The following is a 23,170-nucleotide window of genomic DNA, read 5'->3' on the forward strand; positions in this document are numbered from 1 at the left end:
AACCATTTACTTAATCAACAACCGATCAAAAGCAAGACTATCGCCATTAAAAGCATTAAAATCTACGACATGATTGATACCCGATATTTTAGCTTTATCAGAGTGTTGCCAGAAATGCCAATTCGTAGCCTTATTTACTTTTAACTTAGGCTGATGATAATGGGCAATCCATAATGGATATTCATCAAAATGCCCCCGCAAATAGTCCTTATAAAAAGAAAGACCAGTATATATAATAGGCTTCACTCCCGTCTTCTTTTCTATATACTTTACAAATGCTGCAAGCTCTATACGCATTTTTGAGGCCGGGACATCGTTCAATTCCTCTATATCGACAACAGGCGGTAAATCCCCTGTTTCAAAACTAACGGTCTGCAGAAAGAACTTAGCTTGCCATTCTCCCGGTTTTTGGGGACGAAAGAAATGGTAGGCGCCACAAATCACACCGGCTTTTGGAGCTTCACGCCAGTTCCGTTGAAAATACGGATCTACCAGAAATAACCCCTCTGTAGCCTTTATAAAAGCGAAATCTATTCTTACATCATCTTCCTGCATAGACTTCACTTTCTTCCAGTCTATCTTACCCTGATAATAAGAAACATCAATACCATGAATATTATATCCTTTAGGGATGCGGATATTAAAGCTACTATAAGTGCGGTAATTTGGGTCTTCACCAATATCCCTAATCCAGCTCCAGGTTGAACTGAAGCCCTTAATGACGTAGCCGTAATAAAATGGAGAAAGTAGCACCAACACTACAGCAGCAATTAAAAACTTAAGGGCTAATGGCCATGGCTTTTTCTTTACAACTTTCTTTCGTGGAGTAGCTTTTCTGCGTGGACGACCAGATGCATCTGATTCGTAAGTTTGGCGGAAAGTAGGTTTTCTGGGAGTGGGTGTTTTCTTAGGTGCTGGCGGCATGATGTCGCAAAAATACACCTTTCAAGGAGGCATCCAAAATAAAAACACCAATGTTCCTGATCGACATGCGCAGTACTTCTTCAGGACTGCGAGGAGAGCAGGAATATTGGTGTTTTTACAAAAAAATTAAGCATCATGCAAAACGCACAATACCAAAGCAATTACTTACTCAATTCAGCAAAATACTTGTGGAACAAAGGCAAAGTCTCTATTCCTTTATAATAGTTAAAAATATCGTATTTCTCATTTGGCGAATGTAAAGCATCACTATCCAGGCCAAAGCCAAAAAGCACTGATTTAATACCCAATGCGCTTTCAAATAAAGCAACAATAGGAATACTTCCTCCGCCACGTGTAGGAATTGGCGATTTACCAAACGAATCAACAATAGCTTTTTCGGCAGCACGATAAGCAATACTATCTGTAGGTGTCACTACTGGCTCACCACCATGATGAGCAGTGACTTTAACCTTTACATAATCAGGAGCAATACGCTCGAAATGCTTGGTAAAGATCTCAGAAATCTCATAAGAAGTCTGGTTAGGTACCAAACGCATAGAAATCTTAGCATTAGCTTTAGAAGGAAGGACAGTCTTAGCACCTTCACCAATATAACCACTCCAGATACCGTTAACCTCTAATGTAGGTCTGGTTCCTGTACGTTCTAATGTTGAATAGCCTTTTTCTCCCCACTCCGCATTGATATCCAAATCTTCTTTATACTCGTTTAAATCAAATGGAGCAGAATTTAAAGCCTTTTTCTCTGCATCAGTCAATTCGACAACCTTATCATAAAAAGCAGGAATGGTGATGTGATTGTTCTCGTCATGTAACGAAGCAATCATTTTACATAAGATAGTTGCAGGGTTAGCTACAGCACCACCATATACACCTGAGTGTAAATCGCGGTTCGGGCCAACAACCTCGACTTCCATATAAGCTAATCCACGTAAACCAGTCTCAATAGACGGATTTTCCATGCTGATCATTGAAGTATCAGAGATTAAAACTACATCAGCTTTCAAACGATCAACATTTGCATTCACAAAAATGCCAAGATTTGCAGAACCAACTTCCTCTTCACCTTCGATCATAAATTTCACGTTACAAGCAAGTGTATTGGTCTTCATCATCAACTCAAAAGCTTTTACATGCATGTAAAATTGCCCTTTATCGTCGCATGCACCACGTGCATAAATCTTTCCATCACGCACAGTTGGCTCAAATGGAGGTGTTTTCCATAACTCCAATGGATCAGCAGGCTGTACATCATAGTGTCCGTAAATTAAAACGGTTGGTAAACTCGCATCAATGATTTTTTCGCCATAGACAATAGGATAACCTGCAGTTTCGCAGATCTCTACATTATCAGCACCAGCATCTTTCAGTTTTTGAGCTACAAAGTCAGCAGTTTTAAGTACATCTGCTTTATATTTTGGGTCTGCACTAACCGACGGAAAGCGCAACAATTCAAACAGCTCATCTAAAAAGCGCTGCTTGTTTTCTTCAACATATTTTTTAATTTCTTGCATAACAAATTAGTTTGGGCAAATATAATTTATTTATCGATTAAGAAGGGGTTTTACTCCTTTTAGCATTTCATCAGCTGTGGTACTAGCCAATGATTTTATGTCGAAAATTTGCAAAGCCTGATTTAACTCATTTAACTCCTTAATCTGCCTGTTTTTTGAGTAAAACGCTCTTAATTGCTTGATTTTTTCAAAATCCTGGGCGCCTTCAATTAATTTTTCAAACCTGATAGAACTAAGCGGACCAGGGTAAACGAGATAAGTATCGCCAGCTGGCCATGAGGTAAAACGACTATCTGCTAATGGCGTTTTTGTCCAGCTATTATAAGCCCACCGTAAATAACCGTCCATATTTTTACTTGCCGTGTACCAGCCTATCCATACTCCCTCTGCTGGAGATGAAAAAGTAAACGCATTAGGATAAGGCTCGACACAGCAGGTATACCAGGTACTAATTTTACCTTCTTGCTGACGTTTTTGCAAAGTAGCCGCTGGAAAATCCCATTTAGAAGCGATGCAGTAGGTATCTATATCTTGTTCTATTTCTGAATGATATTCGCCAGCTAATGCTATTTTCCAGTCTTTATCCGTCTCTTTCAACAATTTAATAACCGCTTTCATGGCCTCCATTGGCCTTTCGTCCATTGCAATATAAGTTTTACTAAACCATCCTTTTTGCTTCAGATGCTGAGTAAAGTCGACAAGCATGGTTTTCCAGAAAGCGTTATAAGCTGGCGTACCAATAGCGTCTTTAAAAACGGCTTCTTTTCGTGAATTTTCGTCATAATAAGTAAAAGCGATTTTCCAAGGCACCATACTGTAACAGTTGATGCGCTCGGTAATACCACAATCCATTACAAAGGCTATATATTTATCAAATAAACTGTAATCGTATGTCCAGCTTCTATCCTTTTTCCTGGTCCATTTAATCAAACTCGGATAATCGTCATAAGTTTGATGCCCCCAAGGCTCATTAACTATGCTTGCGGTAATGGTTTTCTGACCTGCATTTGCCAGCATCTCGTAGTACTTTCTCATCAATAAAAAATGTTCCGCCCCCCACATCGGTACATTGTGCAGCCGAGATACAGCCGCCGGATGTTGCCATAAATCTAAATCGTATTGCCATTTTTGAGGACTAGGCAGTGTTTTATCTAATACTTGTATAGTTATAGGTAAGGTATAATCCTTATCTCCTTTTATTTTAATTATGCCTTTATAACTTCCTGCGTTTGCATTAGCTGGCACCTTGATACTTAGCCAGATGGGTTGCGTACTATTCTTTCTTACTGATACAGATTTAGTTTTTGTATCAATGATATCTGCCACATACGAAGAATCAAAATCCTTTGCTTTTCGGTTGCCACAACCATCTCTAAATTCATCGGTAATTACATATTTTAAAAAACCAATCGTAATATTCTCTTTTTTAATCAACTGACCTTGTTCAGCTTGCAGATCGTAGACCTGTAAACTGATACTATTTAAACTCCTGTTGGCCCAGATCAGCAGTTGTGTATGTATTTTTTCGCCTTTCCAGGCTTTTGCTTCCCACACCTTTTCTAAATTCACTTTGGGCGGTAATTCTCTTGCAAAGCGCGTATTGCTGGATGCAAAACTGACATTTAATCCATTGGGTACTTTGCGCCATTCACTATCGATAATTTGTGCGTTTAATAAGGGCTTTCTTTGCAAGGCTATGCTTGCGTCTTGTGCCTTAACAGTTAAATATAAAAAGGATAGGCAAATAAAAAAGAGATGTTTCATAACTCTAAGTTAACCATTTGGAATATAAGGGGCAGAATGAAAACACCCCAATGAGATTTCTTTCTACTATTTCATTTTTTCTCTATCATAAAAAAGAAGCGTTTATTACCTATAAGTTTCCTTATAGGCAACTTACATTGAACGGCATTTGAACGGACATTGAACGGATATTGAACGGACACTGAACGGACTGGCCCGTCCAATGTCCGCTTAACATCCATTAATTATGAGTAAAATAAATTATCTTTATAAGCTACCTTAGCGATTTCAACACTTTAGATGAACAGTTTCTTTCTAATTTACCAACACATTCTATTAAACGCACATAATTTCTTAAATTTGCAATTGTATAAGAATGTATCTATAAACAGCATACTTTAAATATCAGGAACGGATTTTGGATTATTTAGCAGGTTTAAACCCCCAACAACGCGCAGCAGTAGAAAACACACAAGGCCCAGCAATGATCGTTGCAGGTGCAGGCTCGGGAAAAACAAGAGTAATCACCTATAGGGTGGCATATTTGATTGAAAAAGGAGTAGATCCTTTCAATATCCTTGTACTTACCTTTACCAACAAAGCTTCGAAAGATATGCGTGAGCGTATCATGAAAGTGGTGGGAGCTGAAGCTAAAAACATCTGGATGGGTACATTTCACTCTGTATTTTCTAAAATATTAAGAGTTGAGGCTGAAAAAATCGGTTATCCTTCTAATTTTACTATATACGATACAGACGATAGTAAAAGCCTGATTAGAACCATCCTACGCGAACTGCAGCTGGATGATAAACTGTACAATGCAAACTTCGTCTACAACCGGATTTCATCAGCAAAGAACAACCTTGTTTCCTATACAGAATATATGGAAAATGCTGAAATTCAGGCCGAGGATATCAGTAATAAAAGACCTTTAATTGGTGTGATCTACGAAACATATGCCAAACGCTGCTTCAAAGCTGGTGCTATGGACTTTGATGATTTGTTGTTTAAAACGAATATCTTGCTAAAAACGCATCCCGATGTACTAAATAAATACCAGCAGAAATTTAAATACCTGATGGTGGATGAGTACCAGGATACTAACTTTTCACAGTATACGATTGTAAAAAAACTCGCTGCCGCTTATCAGAACATCTGTGTAGTGGGTGATGATGCACAAAGTATCTATGCCTTTAGGGGTGCAAACATCCAGAATATATTAAACTTTGAACGCGATTATCCAGATTTGAAAGTATACAAACTGGAGCAGAATTACCGTTCAACGCAAAACATAGTTAAGGTGGCCAATAGTATTATTGCCAACAACAAAAACCAATTAGAAAAGAACGTATTCTCCGATAACGAGTCTGGCGACAGGATCAAGGTTCAGCGTGCCTTTACCGACAACGAAGAAGGTAAGATTGTAGCTGATTCTATTGTTCAAGACCGTACCACCAAAGGTTATAACTACAATGATTTTGCCATCCTTTACAGAACAAACGCCCAATCAAGGGCTATGGAGGAGGCTTTAAGGAAACTGAATGTTCCTTATAAGATATATGGTGGATTATCCTTCTACCAACGTAAAGAGATAAAAGACTTAATTGCCTATTTCAGGTTAACCTTTAATCCTGCAGATGAGGAGGCCATCAAAAGGGTCATCAATTACCCAAAAAGAGGACTTGGTGATACTACAGTTGAGAAAATCAGTGTAGCAGCCGACCAGCACAACATCACTATGTGGCAGGTAATCTGTAATCCACAGCAATATATACCGGGTAGAATTGCCAACCAATTGAATGACTTTGCGGTAATGATTCAGAGCTTTGCAGCAGAATCAAAAAAACAGGATGCCTATGAAACAGCCTTATATATTGCACAACATTCTGGTATTTTAAAGGAATTACACGCCGATCAATCTGAAGAAGGTCGTGGTAGACACGAAAACATACAAGAGTTATTAAATGGTATTAAGGAATTTGGTGAACGTGAGGACATTGAAGACCGTAGTCTAGCTGTTTTCATGCAAGATATTGCCTTATTAACCAATGACGATAAAAAAGACGATAAGGAGAAGGATACAGTTTCATTAATGACAATACACTCCTCTAAAGGTCTGGAATTCAAGAATGTTTATGTAGTAGGATTGGAAGAAAACCTTTTCCCGTCACAAATGTCGCTCAATTCAAGAACCGATCTGGAAGAAGAACGCAGGCTGTTTTATGTAGCAGTGACCCGTGCAGAAAAGAAACTTACCCTCACCTACTCTACTTCACGTTATAGATGGGGTACGCTTACCAACTGTGAGCCTAGTCGTTTTATTGACGAAATCGATGCACGTTTCCTTGAAATTGAAGTTGTAAAACCTGCCAAAAGTACACTGGGCGAAGGTTCATTTAACGAAGAAAGACGCACCTGGACACAACAACGTGATACTTTCACTAAACCAAAACCAAGTATGTCATCCCCCTCTGGAACAGCAACTACACCAGCTCAGCGTCCAAAAACAACCTCAATGCTACCAAAGGCACACGTACCTACACCAGGCTTTGCGCCTGATGCAGCAAATGCTTTCCAAAATGGCATGGAGGTAGAACATGAGAAGTTTGGTTTTGGGAAAATCATCAGCCTGGAAGGCACTTTACCAGATGTAAAAGCGACCGTATTTTTCCAAGGTCTGGGTAACAAGCAATTGTTATTAAAATTTGCTAAGTTGCGAATTGTTAAATAACCCTTATATTTACAGGACTTACGGAGCCTTATGGGCTCCGTAATAAATAAAAAACTGATTATAATATATAAAAACCGGCCTTTTGCCGTTATTTCTTTAAATAACTTGTCGGTTATAAATGCGTCTGAAACATAAAATAGAGACGCATACTAAGCACTCCCGATGAATCAGAACTATTATAGAAATTAAAATATTAACGAAAACATATAAATGAATTTCGAATATAACACCACAAGAAACGAGTTGATTTTAGCCGAATATGGCCGTAATGTACAAAACATGGTAAAGTACATTATCGAACTTCCCGATCTTGAAGAACGTAATAGATACGCCCAGGCAGTAATCGACCTAATGGGCTTTTTAAACCCACATTTACGTGATGTAGCAGATTTCAAACATAAACTTTGGGATCACTTACACATCATTTCGGGTTATAAAATTGATGTAGACTGCCCTTATCCTAAGCCTACTCCTGAAGATGCATTGGTAAAACCTCAGCATATTGGCTATCCTCAACAAAGAATTACCTATAAACACTATGGTAAAACGGTTGAAATGATGATAGAAAAAGCCAAAGCTGTTGATGAACCGGAGCGTAGAGCTGCAATGGTACAGGGGATAGCCAATTTCATGAAAATGGCCTATGTAACCTGGAACAAAGACAGTGTAGCGGATGAAACTATTTTAAAAAACCTTCGCGAACTATCTGGTGGCCAATTGGAGCTAGATGAGAATGTCAATTTAAATAAAGTTGAGTTTAAACCGCCAGTGGTAAGACCTTCAAATAACAACAATCGCGGTAGACAAAACAACAATAATAAAGGCAGACAAAATAACAACAACAATCGTCCTGCCCGCAACAATAACAATCCTAAACAACGACACTAATCTTACCAGTTTTTATCCATACATCTTACGAATAACATGAACGCATTTGAAATAATTGGCGGTAAGAAATTAAAAGGCGAAATTCAACCTCAAGGGGCAAAGAATGAAGCATTACAAATCATAGCTGCTGTTTTATTAACCGATCAGAAGATTACCATCAGCAACATCCCAGACATTAAGGATGTAAACAAACTTATTGAACTACTGGGAGATATGGGCGTTACCATTGAGCGCCTGAACAAAGACACATATACTTTTGAAGCTAAAAACATCAACCTTGATTTTTTCCAATCGGATATATTTAAGGCTAAAGGTGGTGGTTTAAGAGGATCAATTATGATCGTTGGCCCACTATTAGGACGTTTTGGAAAGGCCGCCATCCCTAAACCAGGTGGTGATAAAATTGGTCGTAGAAGATTAGATACGCACTTCATCGGCTTTGAAAAACTGGGTGCCAAATTTGTATACGACAGTAAAAAAGAGTTCTTTAATGTAGATGCAACGAACTTAACTGGTGCATATATCCTATTGGATGAGGCTTCAGTAACCGGTACAGCTAACATTGTAATGGCCGCTGTACTAGCCAAAGGAACTACAACCATCTATAATGCTGCCTGCGAGCCTTATCTGCAACAATTATGTAAGATGCTGAACCGCATGGGGGCTAAAATATCTGGTGTTGGCTCTAACTTACTAACCATTGAAGGTGTTAAAAAACTAGGTGGAACTGAGCACAGAATGCTTCCAGACATGATCGAAATTGGCTCATTTATTGGCTTAGCGGCTATGACAGAGTCTGAAATCACCATTAAAAATGTTTGTTATGCAGAGCTTGGTGTAATTCCTGATGTATTTAAAAAACTAGGTATCAAGTTTGAATTAAGAGGTGATGACATCTTCATCCCTTCTCAAAAGCACTACGTAATTGAATCATTTATAGATGGTTCAATGCTTACCATTGCCGATTCACCTTGGCCGGGCTTTACTCCAGATCTTTTGAGTATTGTTCTTGTCGTAGCTACTCAAGCTAGAGGAAATGTATTGATCCACCAGAAAATGTTCGAAAGCAGGTTATTCTTTGTGGATAAGCTGATCGATATGGGCGCACAGATCATTCTTTGCGATCCGCACCGCGCGTCTGTGAATGGTATTGATAAGAAATATAAACTAAGAGGTATCAGTATGACCTCTCCAGATATCCGTGCAGGAGTTTCCTTGCTTATTGCAGCATTATCTGCTGAAGGGAAATCAACCATTTTCAACATCGAACAGATTGAGCGTGGTTATCAGGATATTGACACTCGATTACGTGCCCTTGGCGCAGACATTAAGCGTGTAGAAGCATCAGCTCCAACGCATTAATAAGAAAAATACATTGTTAGCAAAAGCTACTGCTCTTAATTTAGCATATAAAAAAAGCCCCAATTGGGGCTTTTTTTATATGCTATCGTCATGCTGAATTTATTTCAGCATCTCTCAGCTTGCATTCAATACTTTAGCCAGAAATCGCGTTAATAATATCGTACTGGGTGATAATTTCAATTTTTCCTTGCTCATCTTCAACCAAAACCGCGCTATTCTCTTTATTTATCAAAGAAGAAATCCTATCTATCGAAGTATTCAGGTCTACAAATGGAAATCCGGCCGACATGATTTGCTGAACAGGGGCAGATCTTAAGGACGGATTTTCCAACAAGGCTTTCAATATGTCACTTTCAGCCAATTTCCCTATCACCATGCCCTTTTGGGTAACAGGTATTTGTGAGATCTTCAACGTACTCATGCTGTTAAATGCATCGTGAATCGATTTCTCACAATCAATTGTAACGATCTCCGTATCTTCCTTCTTTGCAATAATAGAACGAGCTGTAAGCTTCTCATCTTTAAGGAAACCGCGTTCTCTTAACCAGTCTTCGTTGTACATTTTACCCATGTAGCGACTTCCATGATCATGAAATATCACAACAACCACATCTTCAGGTTTTAACTTATCTTTCAACTGCAACAATCCGGCAATAGCAGAACCTGCGGAGTTACCTACAAAGATCCCCTCCTTACGCGCAATATCACGAGTCATCAAAGCCGCATCCTTATCCGTAACCTTTTCAAACAGGTCTATAATATCGAAATCAACGTTTTTAGGAAGGAAATCCTCACCAATGCCCTCAGTGATGTATGGATAAATCTCGTTTTTATCCATAATACCAGTCTCCTTATATTTCTTAAAAACTGATCCGTAAGTATCAATACCCCAAACTTTTATATTCGGATTCTGCTCCTTCAAATATTTTCCTGTTCCAGAAATAGTACCACCAGTACCTACACCAACAACAAGATGTGTGATTTTTCCTTCAGTTTGTTTCCAAATCTCCGGTCCTGTCTGCTCGTAATGCGCCAATGAATTGTCTAGATTATCATACTGATTAGGTTTCCATGAGTTTGGAACTTCACGCTCCAAACGCGAAGATACCGAGTAATAAGACCGTGGATCTTCTGGCTCTACGTTAGTAGGACACACAATTACTTCAGCACCAAAAGCACGCAATGCATCTACTTTCTCTTTGGATTGCTTATCCGTAGTTGTAAAAATACATTTGTAGCCCTTAATTATGGCCACCATAGCTAGTCCCATACCTGTATTTCCAGATGTTCCTTCTATAATTGTACCACCAGGTTTAAGCTTTCCATTCTTCTCAGCCTCTTCTATCATCTTCAAAGCCATCCTGTCTTTTATAGAATTTCCAGGGTTGGTTGTTTCGATTTTAGCAAGTACTGTAGCGGAAATCTCTTTAGTAATGTTATTCAATTTTACCAGTGGCGTATTGCCAATGGTTTCTAAAATATTATTGTACCACATGATGCAAAAATACGTATTGAAGATTAGAATTTTACATATAAACAAACATTCAATATATAATATTACATTATTAAAATAAACAAAATAACATTTTAATCTAGTATTCCAATAGACTTACAAACCAACGTTAATAATGCAGAACAAAAAATATGTTAATTCAGTTTATATACTTTACCTGGTAAAGAAATCAAAATCCCCTGCATTTCGAGGTTCAATAAGAGCATCGCCAGCTTACTCTGATTCACATTTAGACAGATAGCCAATTCATCAATCCGCAAGGATGCATCTTTCAAAAGCAAGACGACCTTCTGCTCGTCTTTAGAGAGTTTTATAGGTAATTGCACCTGTATCCCTTCCTTTTCTGGCAATACATCATCCCAACCCAGGTAATAAACCAAGTCCTTTGCGTGATTGATTAAGGCTGCCCTATTGGTTTTTATTAGGAAGTTACAGCCTTCGGAAAATGGATCGGTTGTTCGGCCCGGAAAGGCATATACATCTCTGTTATAAGAATTAGCAATATCTGCTGTAATCAAGGCCCCACCCTTTCCGGTAGCTTCTACCACAATCGTAGCATCGGAAAGCCCTGCAATGATGCGGTTTCTCTTGGGGAAATTCTCCTTATCTGGATTGGTATTTGGCAAAAACTCCGTCAACAAACCACCATTTAGGACCATTTTTCGAGCTAGCTGCTTATGCAAAGCAGGATAAATACGATCTAAACCATGTGCCATTACACCTACTGTAGGAATGTTATGCACTAAGCTTTCCTTATGCGAGGCCACATCTATTCCATAAGCCAGTCCACTCACGATAATCACGTTATAGGGCGCCAGTGTTTCTGCTAGCTGCTGACACAGCTGCCTTCCATACGCGGTTGCCTTTCTTGTACCGACAACACTAATAATTCGAGGGTGATTTAAATCCGCACTACCTTTATAATACAGCAAAATAGGTGCATCATGGCAGTTTTTTAATCGCTGAGGATAATCATCGTCTGCGTAAAAAAGTACTTTTATACGATGTTTTTTAATGAAAGCAATTTCCCTTTCAGCTTCAGATAGCGCATCGCTTTGCAAGATTAGGTTTGCAATAACCTCACCTATACCATTAATTTCTATCAATTGCTCCTTACTGGCTTTAAAGACAGCCTCGGCAGTACCAAAATGATCAAGTAATTTCTTAGCGTGTATATGCCCTACACTTTTAATTAGCGTGAGGGCAATTTTATGGATTAGACTCATGGGCTAACTTATGCAATTAGCCCTAAAGCATCCACAATTTAGATCCTGTTTATTTTTAAAACAGGTATAAATTCATCAATGATATCAGAAAAAAGCGCTTACTGAGGGATATAAACCACATATTTAGTTTCAAAAAACTCTTCCTCAAAATAAGCCGAAAGTGGATATAGTTCAGCTTTTAATTTTGATTCAGCAATTTCCTCAGCTAAATCACCTCCCTTTAGGTAAAGAATCCCATTTTGAATGGAATTTTTAGACTCCTTATTAAATTTACCTTGTATCCATGGATAGAAATCAATAAGTCTCGTTACGGCTCTTGAAACCACAAAGTCGTACTTATCCACCACCTGCTCAGCCCTTAAATGGCTCGCTGTAACATTCTTTAAACCTAAAGACCAAGCTACCTCAGCAACAACCTTAATCTTCTTTCCAATAGAATCAACCAGGTGAAACTCCGTTTCCGGGAACAAAATAGCCAATGGAATTCCAGGAAAACCACCACCTGTACCCACATCTAAAACCGTTTCCCCGGGTTTAAAAGTACAGAATTTAGCAATTCCTAATGAATGTAAAATATGGCGTTCGTAAAGTTCATCAATATCCTTCCTCGAAATCACATTGATTTGTGCATTCCAAAAGCTGTATAAATCATACAACTGATCAAACTGAGCAATCTGTTGATCAGTTAAGTCTTTAAAGTATTTCTGTATTAGCGTTGATTTCATTTCCACTGAACTTTTTTAACAAATATAGATAGAATGCCATTAAAGACTAAAAAAATGAATAATAGCATGTCTAAAATCGGGAACCACCACCTTAAATCGGCATAATTTAGTCGCTTTAAAATTCGTGGATAAACAAAACATCTGATGATAATACTCAGTCCCAGCACCCCTAAGGCCGGATAAAGCGTTGCTTTAAAACACATCGATAACACTAAGGTAACATAAAATAAGAATTGTATGATAATCTGTGCTGACAAAATGAACTTATGCTTTGGCTTATACAATTTACCTGCACCAAAATGACGTTTCTTTTGCTTCAAATAAGCCCCAAAGCTGATATTTGGCTCAGACCAAACCTGTGCATCCTTATGTATACATATAGCTGTATTGCCATCATGAGCATGCGCATTTACAAAAAGATCATCATCACCCGATGGAATGTGCATATGCGCTGCAAAACCTTTATTGTTAAAAAACAGTGATTTTTTGTAAGCCATATTCCGTCCTACTCCCATATAAGGCATACCTTTTATAGCATACGATAGGTAATTTACAGCTGTAAAGAAGGTTTCAAAACGAATCAGGGCATTTAAAATCCCTCTTTTCTTTATATAAGGAGAATAGCCCAGGACAATTTCTACATCATCCTGATCGGGTTGCTGCATACCATATAACCATTTCGAAGAAGCAGGCATACAGTCTGCATCCGTAAAAACCAGCCATTCATGAGCAGCAGCTTTTATGCCCATTGTTACGGCAAACTTCTTACCAGCAATAAACTTACTACCATCATTAACTGTTACAACTTTAAGGTGCTTGTATTCCTTTGCAAAGGCTTCAAGGATATCCTTTGTCCCATCCCAAGACCTGTCATTCACCACAATAACCTCGAAATCAGGATAATCCTGTTCAAGCACTGTAGGTAAATATTTAACCAGATTCTCTGCCTCATTGCGGGCGCAGATCACCACACTTAAAGGTTTTTTACCGGTTTCAGGAATAGGTGCAACTTTTAAACGCGCCAACTTAAGGTGCACAAACAAGCTAAAATACAGCTGTATCAGAAAACAAAAAACTAAGATGCCGAGCAGGCAATATGCTAAGCGCTCAGCTAAAGCGCCCTCTATAAAGGTTAATTCCACGACGTAATTTTGATGCAGCCAAATTTCTGATTTTTAATCTGTAATGTTCCTTTATGTTGATAAAAAATTTAACCCATAAATAGCTTGTTTTTTGCTATTTTTGCGCAGATTTTTTGAATGCATTAAAATCATCATTTATTACGGGTGAGGCTCAAAAAAACAATAAACACATAAAGATGAAATTTAATTTAGAAGCGAAAGATATACATTCGAAGGCAAGAGCAGGAACAGTTACTACAGACCACGGCGACATACAAACGCCTATTTTTATGCCTGTGGGTACTGCTGGAACGGTTAAATCAATTAATCAGCAGCAGCTAGAGAATGACATCAATGCGCAAATCATCTTAGGCAATACCTACCATTTATATTTAAGACCGGGACTTGACATCATTGAAAAAGGCGGTGGTTTACATAAATTTATTGGCTGGGAAAGACCAATTCTTACCGATAGTGGTGGCTATCAAGTGTATTCTTTAAGTAAAGTTCGTAAAATTAAAGAGGAAGGTGTAACGTTTCGCTCCCATATTGACGGATCAAAACACCTTTTTACACCAGAATACGCAATGGATATTCAACGTACTATTGGGGCCGACATCATTATGGCCTTTGATGAATGTACGCCATATCCATGTGATTATAAATACGCAGCAAATTCTATCAACATGACGCACCGCTGGTTAAAGCGCTGCTGCAACCGTTTTGATACTACCGAACCAAAATACGGCTTCAATCAAACCCTGTTCCCTATCGTACAAGGTTCTGTATATAAAGACTTAAGGATGAAATCTGCAGAGTTTATCGCTTCAATGGACCGCGAAGGTAATGCCATTGGCGGACTATCAGTAGGTGAACCTGCAGAAGAGATGTACGGTATGACTGAGGTAGTATGTAATATACTTCCAGAAGAAAAACCACGTTATTTAATGGGCGTTGGTACACCAATTAACATACTAGAGAACATTGCATTAGGTGTAGACATGTTTGATTGTGTAATGCCAACCAGAAATGCCAGAAATGGGATGCTATTTACAAAAAATGGTATCATCAATATCGGTAATAAAAAGTGGGCTGATGACTTCTCTCCAATTGAAGCTGATAGTGACCTAATTGCCGATAAAGTATATTCTAAAGCCTATTTAAGGCACTTAATGCACTCAAAAGAGATGCTTGGTGCTCAAATAGCTACCTTACACAACCTGCATTTTTACCTATGGCTGGTTAAAACAGCCCGTGAGAAGATCATAAGCGGCGAATTTTACGCATGGAAAAACAAAATGGTTACTATCTTAGGTAATAAATTATAAATGAACTTCATCAAAGACAGAATCAAAATTCTTGACTGGTACATCATCAGCAAATACCTGGGTACATTTCTATATACCCTAACCTTATTTGTTGTGATCATCGTTATTTTTGATTTATCTGAGAAACTGGACGACTTTTTAAGCTCCAATCTTAGCTTCTGGCAGGTCATATCGCTGTATTATGCGGGTTCTATCCCATATTATGTCAATATGCTCTCACCACTGATCAACTTCATCGCTGTAATATTTTTCACAGCAAAGATGGCTGACCAGACCGAGATTGTACCCATTTTAAGCGGAGGAGTGAGCTTTAATCGCTTCCTAATGCCCTATTTCGTATCGGCATTCATCATCTTTGCATTCAATCTAGCTTCCAATTTATACATCCTACCTTATACCAATCAGCTTAAAAACAGCTTTGAAAACACTTACGTAAAGAAAAACGATCCATCCAGTAAGAGTAATATCCACATGAAACTGGATAACAACACCTACATCTTCATGGACAATTTCGATAGCAAGAGTAAAACAGGCACTCGCTTCTCTCTGGATAACTTTAAAGGAGACGTGTTAACTAAGAAGCTGATTGCTGACGAAATCAAATGGGACTCTTTAAAACGCTCCTGGAAGCTAACTAACTACTCTATACGATACATCAATGGGCTAAAAGAAACGTTTGTGAGCGGCGCATCTCTAACTAAAGACACAGTACTAGATATGCGTCCTGACGACTTCTCAGCTTATGATAACATCTTTGAAAACCTCACCAACAAAGAGCTTTCAGAGAAGATTAGAAAAGAGAAAATCAGAGGATCAGGGATATGGAACGACCTGTTATTTGAGCAATATAAACGCTATCTACACCCCCTATCAGCCTTTGTTTTGACCCTTATTGGTGTTGCATTATCCTCTAGAAAGGTACGTGGGGGCGTTGGACTACCACTCGGAATAGGAATAATACTAAGCTTTGGCTATATTGTATTTAACCAATTCGCAAAAATGTTTTCACTAAAAGGAGGCGTTCCGCCGCTCCTGGCAGTATTAATGCCCACCATATGCTTCGGTTTATTGGGCTATTATCTACTTCGAAAAGCACCAAAATAATGACAAAGCTACCTGTAACGCCCAACAAAAACCTGCTGATTTTACACTTCACAGTATTTATATGGGGCTTTACAGGCATCCTCGGCGCATTAATCTCCGTTAATGCTGTACAAATGGTATGGTATAGGGTTTTGATTGCCAGCATCTCTCTTTTCATTTACTTCAAACTGAGCAAAACAAGCCTTATAGTTACGAAAAAGCAGTTTTTACAGTTCTTTTTCACAGGAAGTATCGTTGCTCTCCACTGGATTCTTTTCTTCCATGCCATTAAGGTTTCAACCGTTTCCGTTACCCTTGTATGCCTCTCTTCCTTTACCCTTTTTACGGCCATATTAGAGCCACTGATCAAGAAACAAAGGATGCAGGTAGCCGATATCATCATCGGATTAATCATCATCCTGGGCATTTATCTCATCTTTAAATTCGAATCCAAGTATACAGAAGGGATCATTTTCGGCCTTTCTGCAGCCCTGGCCTCTAGCCTTTTTGGCACTATAAACTCTACGCTAGTACAAAAAAGCAATCCACTTGTCATCAGTTTTTATGAGATCATCGGGGCGTTTTTCTGGATCAGTTTGTACCGTGTATTCGACCAAAGCCTCTTCACAGAGCAGTTCGATTTAAGTGTCAACGATTGGATTTACCTCAGCTTATTGGGCACCATTTGCACAGCGCTTGCATACGTTGCAGGGGTCTCTGTGATGCGAACTATATCCGCTTTCAATGTCGCACTCATCACCAATCTTGAGCCCGTATATGGCATCCTTTTAGCCTTCCTTTTCTTTGGTACAAAAGAGACCATGTCGATCGGATTTTACCTTGGCGCCATCATTATTTTAGGGGCAGTATTCTTGTACCCGGTTTACAGAAAATACAAAAATCAACACTAAATCCTTCCGCCTTGCCCCATAGGGTAGGGGAGAAATACCGCCCTCAAAAGACAGCATTCCGACTCCTATAAAACGAATCAACAACACCTCAGAAAAGCAGCTATCACAGTCCATAAACCGATCGGTTTTAAGGCAGAAATAGGTCTCATTTTCCCAGTTATTATAAGCCAAAAAAACGCGACTCTTGTATACATAATCAAAACATGCTGCGTAAATTTAATTTTATTTACCGGCTAAATAGTGTACCTTAACCTCAGGTTTTTGCATCATATAAATGCAATAGCGAAAACACTACAAAACCTTTAAAAACAACAAAAATAACCAACAAAACCAGTCAACAAGACAAAATAACGAAACAAATTAAAAACCTGATTACCAACAAACAAAACCAAATCATTTAAAATAAAACATAACATAAAATCAAGCTTAAAAATTTTAAAATACTAATTATTTTAGCAATAGCAAAATATGACGCAAAACAAACTATATAAATCACTGATAATCAAAATTAAAACAACAGCAATATTAAGTTTAATTTCACATTCAGTTTTTTCACAAATATTCAGCGAAGAACAGAACCCACTTAGTGTAAAATGGCGTCAAATAAATGCTTCCGGCTTTAAAGTCATCTACCCTACGGAGATGGAAAAAGAAGCACAAAGGATAGCCAACACACTGCCTTACATTTACCCTTATGTAGGCGGCAGTTTAGGCGTAAAAAAAACGAGCATCCCAGTGCTACTTCAAAACCAAGGTGTGACTGCAAATGGCTTCGTTCAGCTCGGTCCAAAAAAGTCAGAATTCTACACTACCCCACCTCAGCAATTTGACAGTCAGGATTGGCTGAACAACCTCGCCGTTCATGAACTTAGACACGTCGCTCAGTTCGACAAACTGACCGGTGGCAAGGCCAAGCCTTTTCCAGAATTAATCTACTTCGGCTGGTTCGGTGTAAGCTTACCGATCTGGTTTTTTGAAGGCGATGCAGTAACTACAGAAACTGCCCTAACCAAAGCCGGTCGCGGAAGACAACCTTCATGGATCATGCCTTACCGAACAAGCCTACTCGAAGGGAAAAACATGTCCTATAGCAAAGCCAGTTTTGGCTCAAACAAAGACATCACTCCCGGCTACTATCAGCTCGGCTACCTGATGTCATCCATCATCAGAACCGAAGAAGGAAAAGACATCTTCGACGAAGTACTGACAGACATACGCAAACGCCCGGTCCGCCTCTACCCTTTTTCGAACTCACTAAAAAAATTCAGCAACAAGGGAAGTCACAAATGGTTTGAACAAACCACAACGACGCTCAAAAAAAATTGGACCGCGCAAGCATCGGCAACACCGAGTAGAAATTACAACTCATTAACCAAACCTGCCAATTATGCCACCAACTATTTTTTACCGGTCAAATTAAGCGACAACAGCATATTAACTTTAAAGCAAAGTAAAGCCGAAGTCCCACACCTCACTTTGATCGATAGCAATCGCAAGGAAACTCACCTACTCGACATCGGCTATCAGGAACAACCATGGTTCAGTTACGCCAACGGACTTATCGTTTGGGACGAGGTTAGATACGACCCACGCTATCGTCAGCGCAGCTATAACGTAATTTGCAGCTACAACCTGGAAACTAAAAAAGTAAAAAAGCTCAGTTCAAAAAGCAAACTCTTTGCACCATCACTTTCGGCTGACGGAAAAAAAATTATAGTAGTAAAGTTCGATTTGAGTAATCGATGCAACCTGGTTGAGCTAAATGCCCAAAACGGGGATGTCCTTTTCACTTACCCTAACCCGCAAAACCTAATTCTGCAAACACCATCTTTTGATGCCAGCGGAAATACAGTAGCCTACATCGCCGTTAGTGAAAAAGGAAAAACGCTAAACATAACTAACAGAACCGGACAAACCGAAGAACTCATCGCTCCTACGCAACAGCAAATATCAAGACCGATATTCATTAATCAACAGATCGCATTTAACGCGCACTACAGCGGACTTGACAACATTTACAACATAGATATCAAAACGAAAAAAATAAGCGCTCTGAGCGAAGCAAAATACGGCGCTTTCAATGCATCTTTTCCTAAAGGAAGCAATACTCTTCTTTTCAACAATTTCAAACAAACAGGGTACGACATTACCGAAACTCCGATAAATCCAGAGGAGCCCGGCAAAAACAATTTTGTCTACTTTGGTGCTGCAGCGGAAAAACAGGAACACACCGGAAATGTATTTTCCAAAATCCCCGACAGCACCTACATCTCCAAACCGTACCGCACATTTGGAGATATGATCAACATACATAGCATCAGTCCTGTAATTGAAGATGAATACCGCGGCGGATTACAATTCGATTCAGACAACCTACTCAATACACTCAACGCTTTTGCAGGCGCCGAATACTACAGAGACCTGAACCGGTTTGAATACAACGCAGGCATTGTGCTTAAAAGTTTTTACCCGGTGATTAGTGCCACTTACCGGAACAGACCCAGAAGAACTTTCTATAACAGCAATCAAGGCGTTATGCAAGGCGATTGGAGAGAGAACAATATCCAAGTCCAAGCCATGATCCCGATTAGCTTAAACACGCTCGGAGATACCTACAGCTTTTCGTTAAGAACAGCAACCAGCTACACCAAACGCTACATGGGTGAAAATATGCCACTGAATTACATCACTACCCTTAACTTCCCAATGGAATACGGCTTCTCCTTTGTACACTCCATGCGTCAGGCCGACCGCGACATTGCACCAAAATGGGCACAAACCTTCAGCTTAACTTACCTTCACCAGCCATTCGACAAAAAACTCGACGGTCACCTCTTTGCCTTAGGCACCTCTTTCTATTTCCCAGGATTGTTAAAAAACCATTCCTTCATGGCTAGCTTCAACTACCAAAACGCCAGTGGAGTAAGAAGATTCGACAACGAAATAAGCGGAGTTTACGGCTACAACAACATCAGAGCCATAAGCCTCCTAAGAAACACACTATTGCTCAATTACAGATTCCCATTTGCTTTTCCTGATGCTGAACTAGGCCCACTTGCTTACATCAGAAATGTGCGCGGTGGTTTATTTTGCCATTATGAAAACCTGGGGGTGGACACAAATATCGGAGAACCCAAAACTTATGGCTTTGAATTGCGCAGCAGCATGAATTTACTGCGCTACCAACCCGTTATTGATTTGGGCACAAGATTTGTCTTCGTAAACAAAATTTACAACCAAAATCCTATATTAGAATTAATTTTAAACTACAGCTTTTAGATCATGCGTACAAAAACCATCTTAATTATCATTCTCACAGCTCTCTTTACCATTTTTTTAATGATCAATACCGATGCTGTACAATTTGATTTCATATTCATGAAAAAAGACATATCGAAGCTTGTGGTGGTAGGCGTTTGTACTTTTATAGGTTTTGTACTTGGTTTTTGGGTAGGTCGACCTAAAACAACGGTAACCTCATACGACAAAGAGATTGAACAGCACAGCAACACTGTTAACAAAAGCACCCTGAGCGACGAGGATCGCGATTACATCAATTAGTCCAGATAAACATTCGGAGAACGAAATAAGATTACCTAAAAAACATTGCATAAAAAAAAGCGTGGTATCGTTTCAATTTAGAAACAGCACCACGCTTTTTTTTTATAGAGATAACTTAAGCCAAGGCTTGTTTGATATCTCCAAGAATATCGTTGATATGCTCTAAGCCGATTGACAAGCGAATTGTCCCTTGCTCAATTCCAACCTGCAAACGCTCCTCCTCAGTTAGTTTTGAATGCGTACTGGTTGCTGGATGGGTAGCAATAGACCGGGTATCACCCAGATTAGCAGAAATAGAGAACATTTTCAATTTGTTCATAAAACGACTTGCGGCTTCAACACCGCCATCAATTACCAATGTTACAATACCTCCACCCTGTTTCATTTGCTTTTTAGCAATTTCATATTGCGGATGTGAAGGCAAGAAAGGATACATCACCCGTTTAATGCTTGCATGACTTTCCAAAAACTCAGCAACTTTTAACGCATTTTCACAATGTCTGTCCATGCGCACCGCAAGTGTCTCTAAACTTTTAGACAACAACCATGCATTAAATGGTGACATCGACGGCCCACTATGCCTCGCGAAACCTTCAATTTCTTTAATCAACGCAGCCGATCCCAAAATGATCCCACCTAAAGTACGACCTTGTCCATCGATAAATTTAGTTGCCGAATGAATAGAAATATCAGCACCTAATTTTATAGGCTGCTGCAAATATGGCGTAGCAAAACAATTGTCCACTACCAACAATACATTGTGTTTTTTGGCTAACTTACCCAACCATTCCAAATCGATAATATCAATTCCAGGATTAGAAGGCGTCTCTACAAAAATCATTTTTGTATTCGGCTGTATGCCATTCTCCCATTGCTCTGTTTTATCCAGATCTGCGTAAGTGTAGGTAATACCCCATTTCGAAAAAACATTACTCAACAACTGATGCGTTGAACCAAACACTGAGCGACTAGACAACACATGATCACCCGATTTTAGAAAAGCAGCAAAAGTGGTAAATATTGCAGCCATCCCCGAAGCAGTAGCCCAACCAGCTTCCGAACCTTCAAGCGCAACCATTTTATCAATTAACTCTGTCGTATTTGGGTTAGCATAACGACTGTAAACATTCCCTTCTTTTTCGTTAGCAAAAAGCGCACGCATATCTTCTGCATCGTCAAACTTATAACTTGAAGTTAAGTACAACGGCACTGAGTGTTCTTTAAACTGTGTTCTTTCTGCCTGTAAGCGTATAGCAATGGTTTCGAAATTCTCTTCTTGCATTTTATTTATTGATGAATGGTATAGGTAAAATTAATAGTAGCAGAGCGACCTAAAATATTTGATACAGAACAATATTTATCGAAGGTCATCGCTAAAGCACGTTCCACTTTTTGTACGCCTAATGCGCCGTAAAGATCAAAATGAATATTAATCACATCAAATATTGGCGGCATTTCTTCGTCTTTTCTAGTTGCCTTAATCGCAATTTTTATATCTTCCAAAGGCTCCTTTTGTTTGGTCAGCACATTCACTACATCAATACCACTGCATCCGCCTAAACCAACCAAAAGCATCTCCATTGGTCTGAAACCTTTGCCTTCACCCCCAATTGCGGGTTTAGCATCCAGCTCCACTTTAAATCCTGCAGAATTTTCTGCTTCAAAATTAAACCTACCGCTTTTACGTACTAAATTAATCTCCATTTTAAGTATCAAACATTATAAAACACCCTGTTCTCTCTTTCAAGTTCCGGCAAACTGACCTGGCGATCAAAAATTGCATAAACACAAGAACCGCTGCCACTCATGAGTGAGAATAACGCACCAGATTGGTATAAACTTGTTTTGATCTGTTCAATCTCCGGATATTTTGAAAACACAGAAGGCTCAAAATCATTTTTCAAATTAGACTTCCATTCTGCTATAGGCAAATGTATTAAATCTTTTACCGATCTACTAGGAATTATAGGCTTTATTCCGGCATAAGCATCTGCTGTAGCTACATGAATGGGCGGTTTTACCAGAACGAGGTAATATTTTGACAAATCTATTGCTATTGAGCTGAACTCATCACCTTTACCAAAAGCATAAGCAGGTTGGTTATCTATAAAAAAAGCACAATCAGCACCTAAAGGTCGCACATAATCCTGCATCACCTCAACAGACAGTTCCAACTTGAATTTATCATTCACGAGTTTAATCAGATGAGCAGCATCCGAAGATCCACCACCTAAGCCCGCACCAATCGGAATATTTTTAAGTAACGTAATTTGTTGAGCAGGCAAATCGAAATCTCTCTTCAATACTTCGAATGCTTTCAGACAGAGATTATCTTCCGCATTACCCGGCACGTCAATTCCCTTAACTATGCAAGTCGTCTCGTCCGCATCCGTAAGTTCAATAACATCATATAACTTTACAGGGTAAAAAACCGTTTCGATGTTATGATAACCATCAGCTCTTTTTTGAGTGACGTTTAAGCCAAGATTTATTTTAGCATTTGCAAAAGCAAGCATGTATGT

The 23,170-nt window shown here is 39.1% G+C and carries 18 protein-coding genes; 8 read left to right on the forward strand and 10 right to left on the reverse strand.

Features of this window, described 5'->3' with window-relative positions; genetic code table 11:
* Positions 1-6: 6 nt before the first annotated feature.
* The 3 genes from EZ444_RS21250 to EZ444_RS21260 all read right to left on the reverse strand — a co-directional run bounded on the left by EZ444_RS21250 (position 7) and on the right by EZ444_RS21260 (position 4,220).
* Complete coding sequence (locus EZ444_RS21250; protein ID WP_131611162.1) at positions 7-924, reverse strand: glycoside hydrolase family 25 protein; 918 nt, start codon at positions 922-924, stop codon at positions 7-9.
* A gap of 161 nt (positions 925-1,085) precedes the next feature.
* Positions 1,086-2,456, reverse strand: coding sequence for a dipeptidase (locus EZ444_RS21255; RefSeq protein WP_131611163.1), 1,371 nt, complete (start codon positions 2,454-2,456; stop codon positions 1,086-1,088).
* 30 nt (positions 2,457-2,486) lie between these two features.
* Positions 2,487-4,220 (reverse strand): DUF4091 domain-containing protein, encoded by a 1,734-nt coding sequence (locus tag EZ444_RS21260; protein ID WP_131611164.1) that lies wholly within the window; start codon positions 4,218-4,220, stop codon positions 2,487-2,489.
* 397 nt (positions 4,221-4,617) lie between these two features.
* On the opposite strand from EZ444_RS21260, the gene EZ444_RS21265 reads away from it, so the two are divergent.
* The 3 genes from EZ444_RS21265 to murA all read left to right on the forward strand — a co-directional run bounded on the left by EZ444_RS21265 (position 4,618) and on the right by murA (position 9,180).
* Positions 4,618-6,930 (forward strand): ATP-dependent helicase, encoded by a 2,313-nt coding sequence (locus tag EZ444_RS21265; protein ID WP_131611165.1) that lies wholly within the window; start codon positions 4,618-4,620, stop codon positions 6,928-6,930.
* A gap of 210 nt (positions 6,931-7,140) precedes the next feature.
* Positions 7,141-7,818: a DUF4290 domain-containing protein gene (locus EZ444_RS21270; RefSeq protein WP_131611166.1), complete on the forward strand. Its 678-nt coding sequence runs from the start codon at positions 7,141-7,143 to the stop codon at positions 7,816-7,818.
* A gap of 36 nt (positions 7,819-7,854) precedes the next feature.
* Positions 7,855-9,180 (forward strand): UDP-N-acetylglucosamine 1-carboxyvinyltransferase, encoded by a 1,326-nt coding sequence (gene murA / locus EZ444_RS21275; RefSeq protein ID WP_131611167.1) that lies wholly within the window; start codon positions 7,855-7,857, stop codon positions 9,178-9,180.
* A 133-nt stretch (positions 9,181-9,313) separates the two neighbouring features.
* Here the strand turns inward: murA and EZ444_RS21280 are convergent, their stop codons facing one another.
* From EZ444_RS21280 to EZ444_RS21295, 4 genes are all read right to left on the reverse strand, one after another.
* On the reverse strand, positions 9,314-10,675 hold the full coding sequence (locus EZ444_RS21280) for a pyridoxal-phosphate dependent enzyme (RefSeq protein WP_131611168.1): 1,362 nt from the start codon (positions 10,673-10,675) through the stop codon (positions 9,314-9,316).
* 152 nt (positions 10,676-10,827) lie between these two features.
* Entirely contained in the window at positions 10,828-11,919 is a 1,092-nt protein-coding gene (dprA, locus tag EZ444_RS21285; protein ID WP_131611169.1) for a DNA-processing protein DprA, read from the reverse strand.
* A gap of 98 nt (positions 11,920-12,017) precedes the next feature.
* The gene (rsmG, locus tag EZ444_RS21290; protein ID WP_131611170.1) at positions 12,018-12,644 is read right to left on the reverse strand and encodes a 16S rRNA (guanine(527)-N(7))-methyltransferase RsmG; all 627 of its coding nucleotides are present in this window, start codon (positions 12,642-12,644) and stop codon (positions 12,018-12,020) included.
* Positions 12,641-13,786, reverse strand: a complete 1,146-nt coding sequence (locus EZ444_RS21295) for a glycosyltransferase (RefSeq protein WP_225874801.1) — start codon at positions 13,784-13,786, stop codon at positions 12,641-12,643. Before EZ444_RS21295 ends, rsmG begins: the two co-directional genes overlap by 4 nt.
* A 176-nt stretch (positions 13,787-13,962) precedes the next feature.
* On the opposite strand from EZ444_RS21295, the gene tgt reads away from it, so the two are divergent.
* The 5 genes from tgt (at position 13,963) to EZ444_RS21320 (ending at position 20,648) form a co-directional block, all read left to right on the forward strand.
* Positions 13,963-15,093: a tRNA guanosine(34) transglycosylase Tgt gene (tgt, locus tag EZ444_RS21300; protein WP_131611171.1), complete on the forward strand. Its 1,131-nt coding sequence runs from the start codon at positions 13,963-13,965 to the stop codon at positions 15,091-15,093.
* Complete coding sequence (locus EZ444_RS21305; protein WP_131611172.1) at positions 15,094-16,197, forward strand: LptF/LptG family permease; 1,104 nt, start codon at positions 15,094-15,096, stop codon at positions 16,195-16,197.
* Positions 16,197-17,087, forward strand: coding sequence for a DMT family transporter (locus tag EZ444_RS21310; RefSeq protein ID WP_131611173.1), 891 nt, complete (start codon positions 16,197-16,199; stop codon positions 17,085-17,087). The genes EZ444_RS21305 and EZ444_RS21310 overlap by 1 nt, the downstream gene beginning before the upstream one ends.
* Positions 17,088-17,729: 642 nt before the next feature.
* On the forward strand, positions 17,730-20,366 hold the full coding sequence (locus tag EZ444_RS21315) for a hypothetical protein (RefSeq protein WP_225874802.1): 2,637 nt from the start codon (positions 17,730-17,732) through the stop codon (positions 20,364-20,366).
* Between the two features lie 99 nt (positions 20,367-20,465).
* Entirely contained in the window at positions 20,466-20,648 is a 183-nt protein-coding gene (locus EZ444_RS21320; RefSeq protein ID WP_225874803.1) for a hypothetical protein, read from the forward strand.
* 115 nt (positions 20,649-20,763) lie between these two features.
* Here the strand turns inward: EZ444_RS21320 and EZ444_RS21325 are convergent, their stop codons facing one another.
* The 3 genes from EZ444_RS21325 to ispE are packed head-to-tail and all read right to left on the reverse strand — an operon-like array spanning position 20,764 to position 23,164.
* Positions 20,764-21,930 carry an O-succinylhomoserine sulfhydrylase gene (locus EZ444_RS21325; protein ID WP_131611176.1) on the reverse strand — a complete coding sequence of 389 codons (1,167 nt, stop codon included), beginning with the start codon at positions 21,928-21,930 and terminating at the stop codon, positions 20,764-20,766.
* A gap of 5 nt (positions 21,931-21,935) precedes the next feature.
* Positions 21,936-22,352, reverse strand: a complete 417-nt coding sequence (locus tag EZ444_RS21330) for an OsmC family protein (RefSeq protein ID WP_131611177.1) — start codon at positions 22,350-22,352, stop codon at positions 21,936-21,938.
* An 8-nt stretch (positions 22,353-22,360) separates the two neighbouring features.
* Positions 22,361-23,164 carry a 4-(cytidine 5'-diphospho)-2-C-methyl-D-erythritol kinase gene (ispE, locus tag EZ444_RS21335; RefSeq protein ID WP_131611178.1) on the reverse strand — a complete coding sequence of 268 codons (804 nt, stop codon included), beginning with the start codon at positions 23,162-23,164 and terminating at the stop codon, positions 22,361-22,363.
* Between the last annotated feature and the right edge of the window lie 6 nt (positions 23,165-23,170).

Origin of the sequence: Pedobacter hiemivivus (assembly GCF_004331685.1) — a bacterium.
GTDB classification, from domain to species: Bacteria; Bacteroidota; Bacteroidia; order Sphingobacteriales; family Sphingobacteriaceae; genus Pedobacter; species Pedobacter hiemivivus.

Excerpts from the sequence above, each read along its gene's own strand:
- tgt (WP_131611171.1), top strand. The coding sequence starts at position 13,963 with ATGAAATTTAATTTAGAAGCGAAAGATATACATTCGAAGGCAAGAGCA.
- EZ444_RS21315 (WP_225874802.1), top strand. The coding sequence starts at position 17,730 with ATGGAAAAAGAAGCACAAAGGATAGCCAACACACTGCCTTACATTTAC.
- EZ444_RS21305 (WP_131611172.1), top strand. The coding sequence starts at position 15,094 with ATGAACTTCATCAAAGACAGAATCAAAATTCTTGACTGGTACATCATC.
- EZ444_RS21280 (WP_131611168.1), bottom strand. The coding sequence starts at position 10,675 with ATGTGGTACAATAATATTTTAGAAACCATTGGCAATACGCCACTGGTA.
- EZ444_RS21270 (WP_131611166.1), top strand. The coding sequence starts at position 7,141 with ATGAATTTCGAATATAACACCACAAGAAACGAGTTGATTTTAGCCGAA.
- EZ444_RS21320 (WP_225874803.1), top strand. The coding sequence starts at position 20,466 with ATGAAAAAAGACATATCGAAGCTTGTGGTGGTAGGCGTTTGTACTTTT.
- EZ444_RS21330 (WP_131611177.1), bottom strand. The coding sequence starts at position 22,352 with ATGGAGATTAATTTAGTACGTAAAAGCGGTAGGTTTAATTTTGAAGCA.
- EZ444_RS21260 (WP_131611164.1), bottom strand. The coding sequence starts at position 4,220 with ATGAAACATCTCTTTTTTATTTGCCTATCCTTTTTATATTTAACTGTT.
- rsmG (WP_131611170.1), bottom strand. The coding sequence starts at position 12,644 with ATGAAATCAACGCTAATACAGAAATACTTTAAAGACTTAACTGATCAA.
- murA (WP_131611167.1), top strand. The coding sequence starts at position 7,855 with ATGAACGCATTTGAAATAATTGGCGGTAAGAAATTAAAAGGCGAAATT.
- EZ444_RS21250 (WP_131611162.1), bottom strand. The coding sequence starts at position 924 with ATGCCGCCAGCACCTAAGAAAACACCCACTCCCAGAAAACCTACTTTC.
- EZ444_RS21325 (WP_131611176.1), bottom strand. The coding sequence starts at position 21,930 with ATGCAAGAAGAGAATTTCGAAACCATTGCTATACGCTTACAGGCAGAA.
- ispE (WP_131611178.1), bottom strand. The coding sequence starts at position 23,164 with ATGCTTGCTTTTGCAAATGCTAAAATAAATCTTGGCTTAAACGTCACT.
- EZ444_RS21310 (WP_131611173.1), top strand. The coding sequence starts at position 16,197 with ATGACAAAGCTACCTGTAACGCCCAACAAAAACCTGCTGATTTTACAC.
- dprA (WP_131611169.1), bottom strand. The coding sequence starts at position 11,919 with ATGAGTCTAATCCATAAAATTGCCCTCACGCTAATTAAAAGTGTAGGG.
- EZ444_RS21255 (WP_131611163.1), bottom strand. The coding sequence starts at position 2,456 with ATGCAAGAAATTAAAAAATATGTTGAAGAAAACAAGCAGCGCTTTTTA.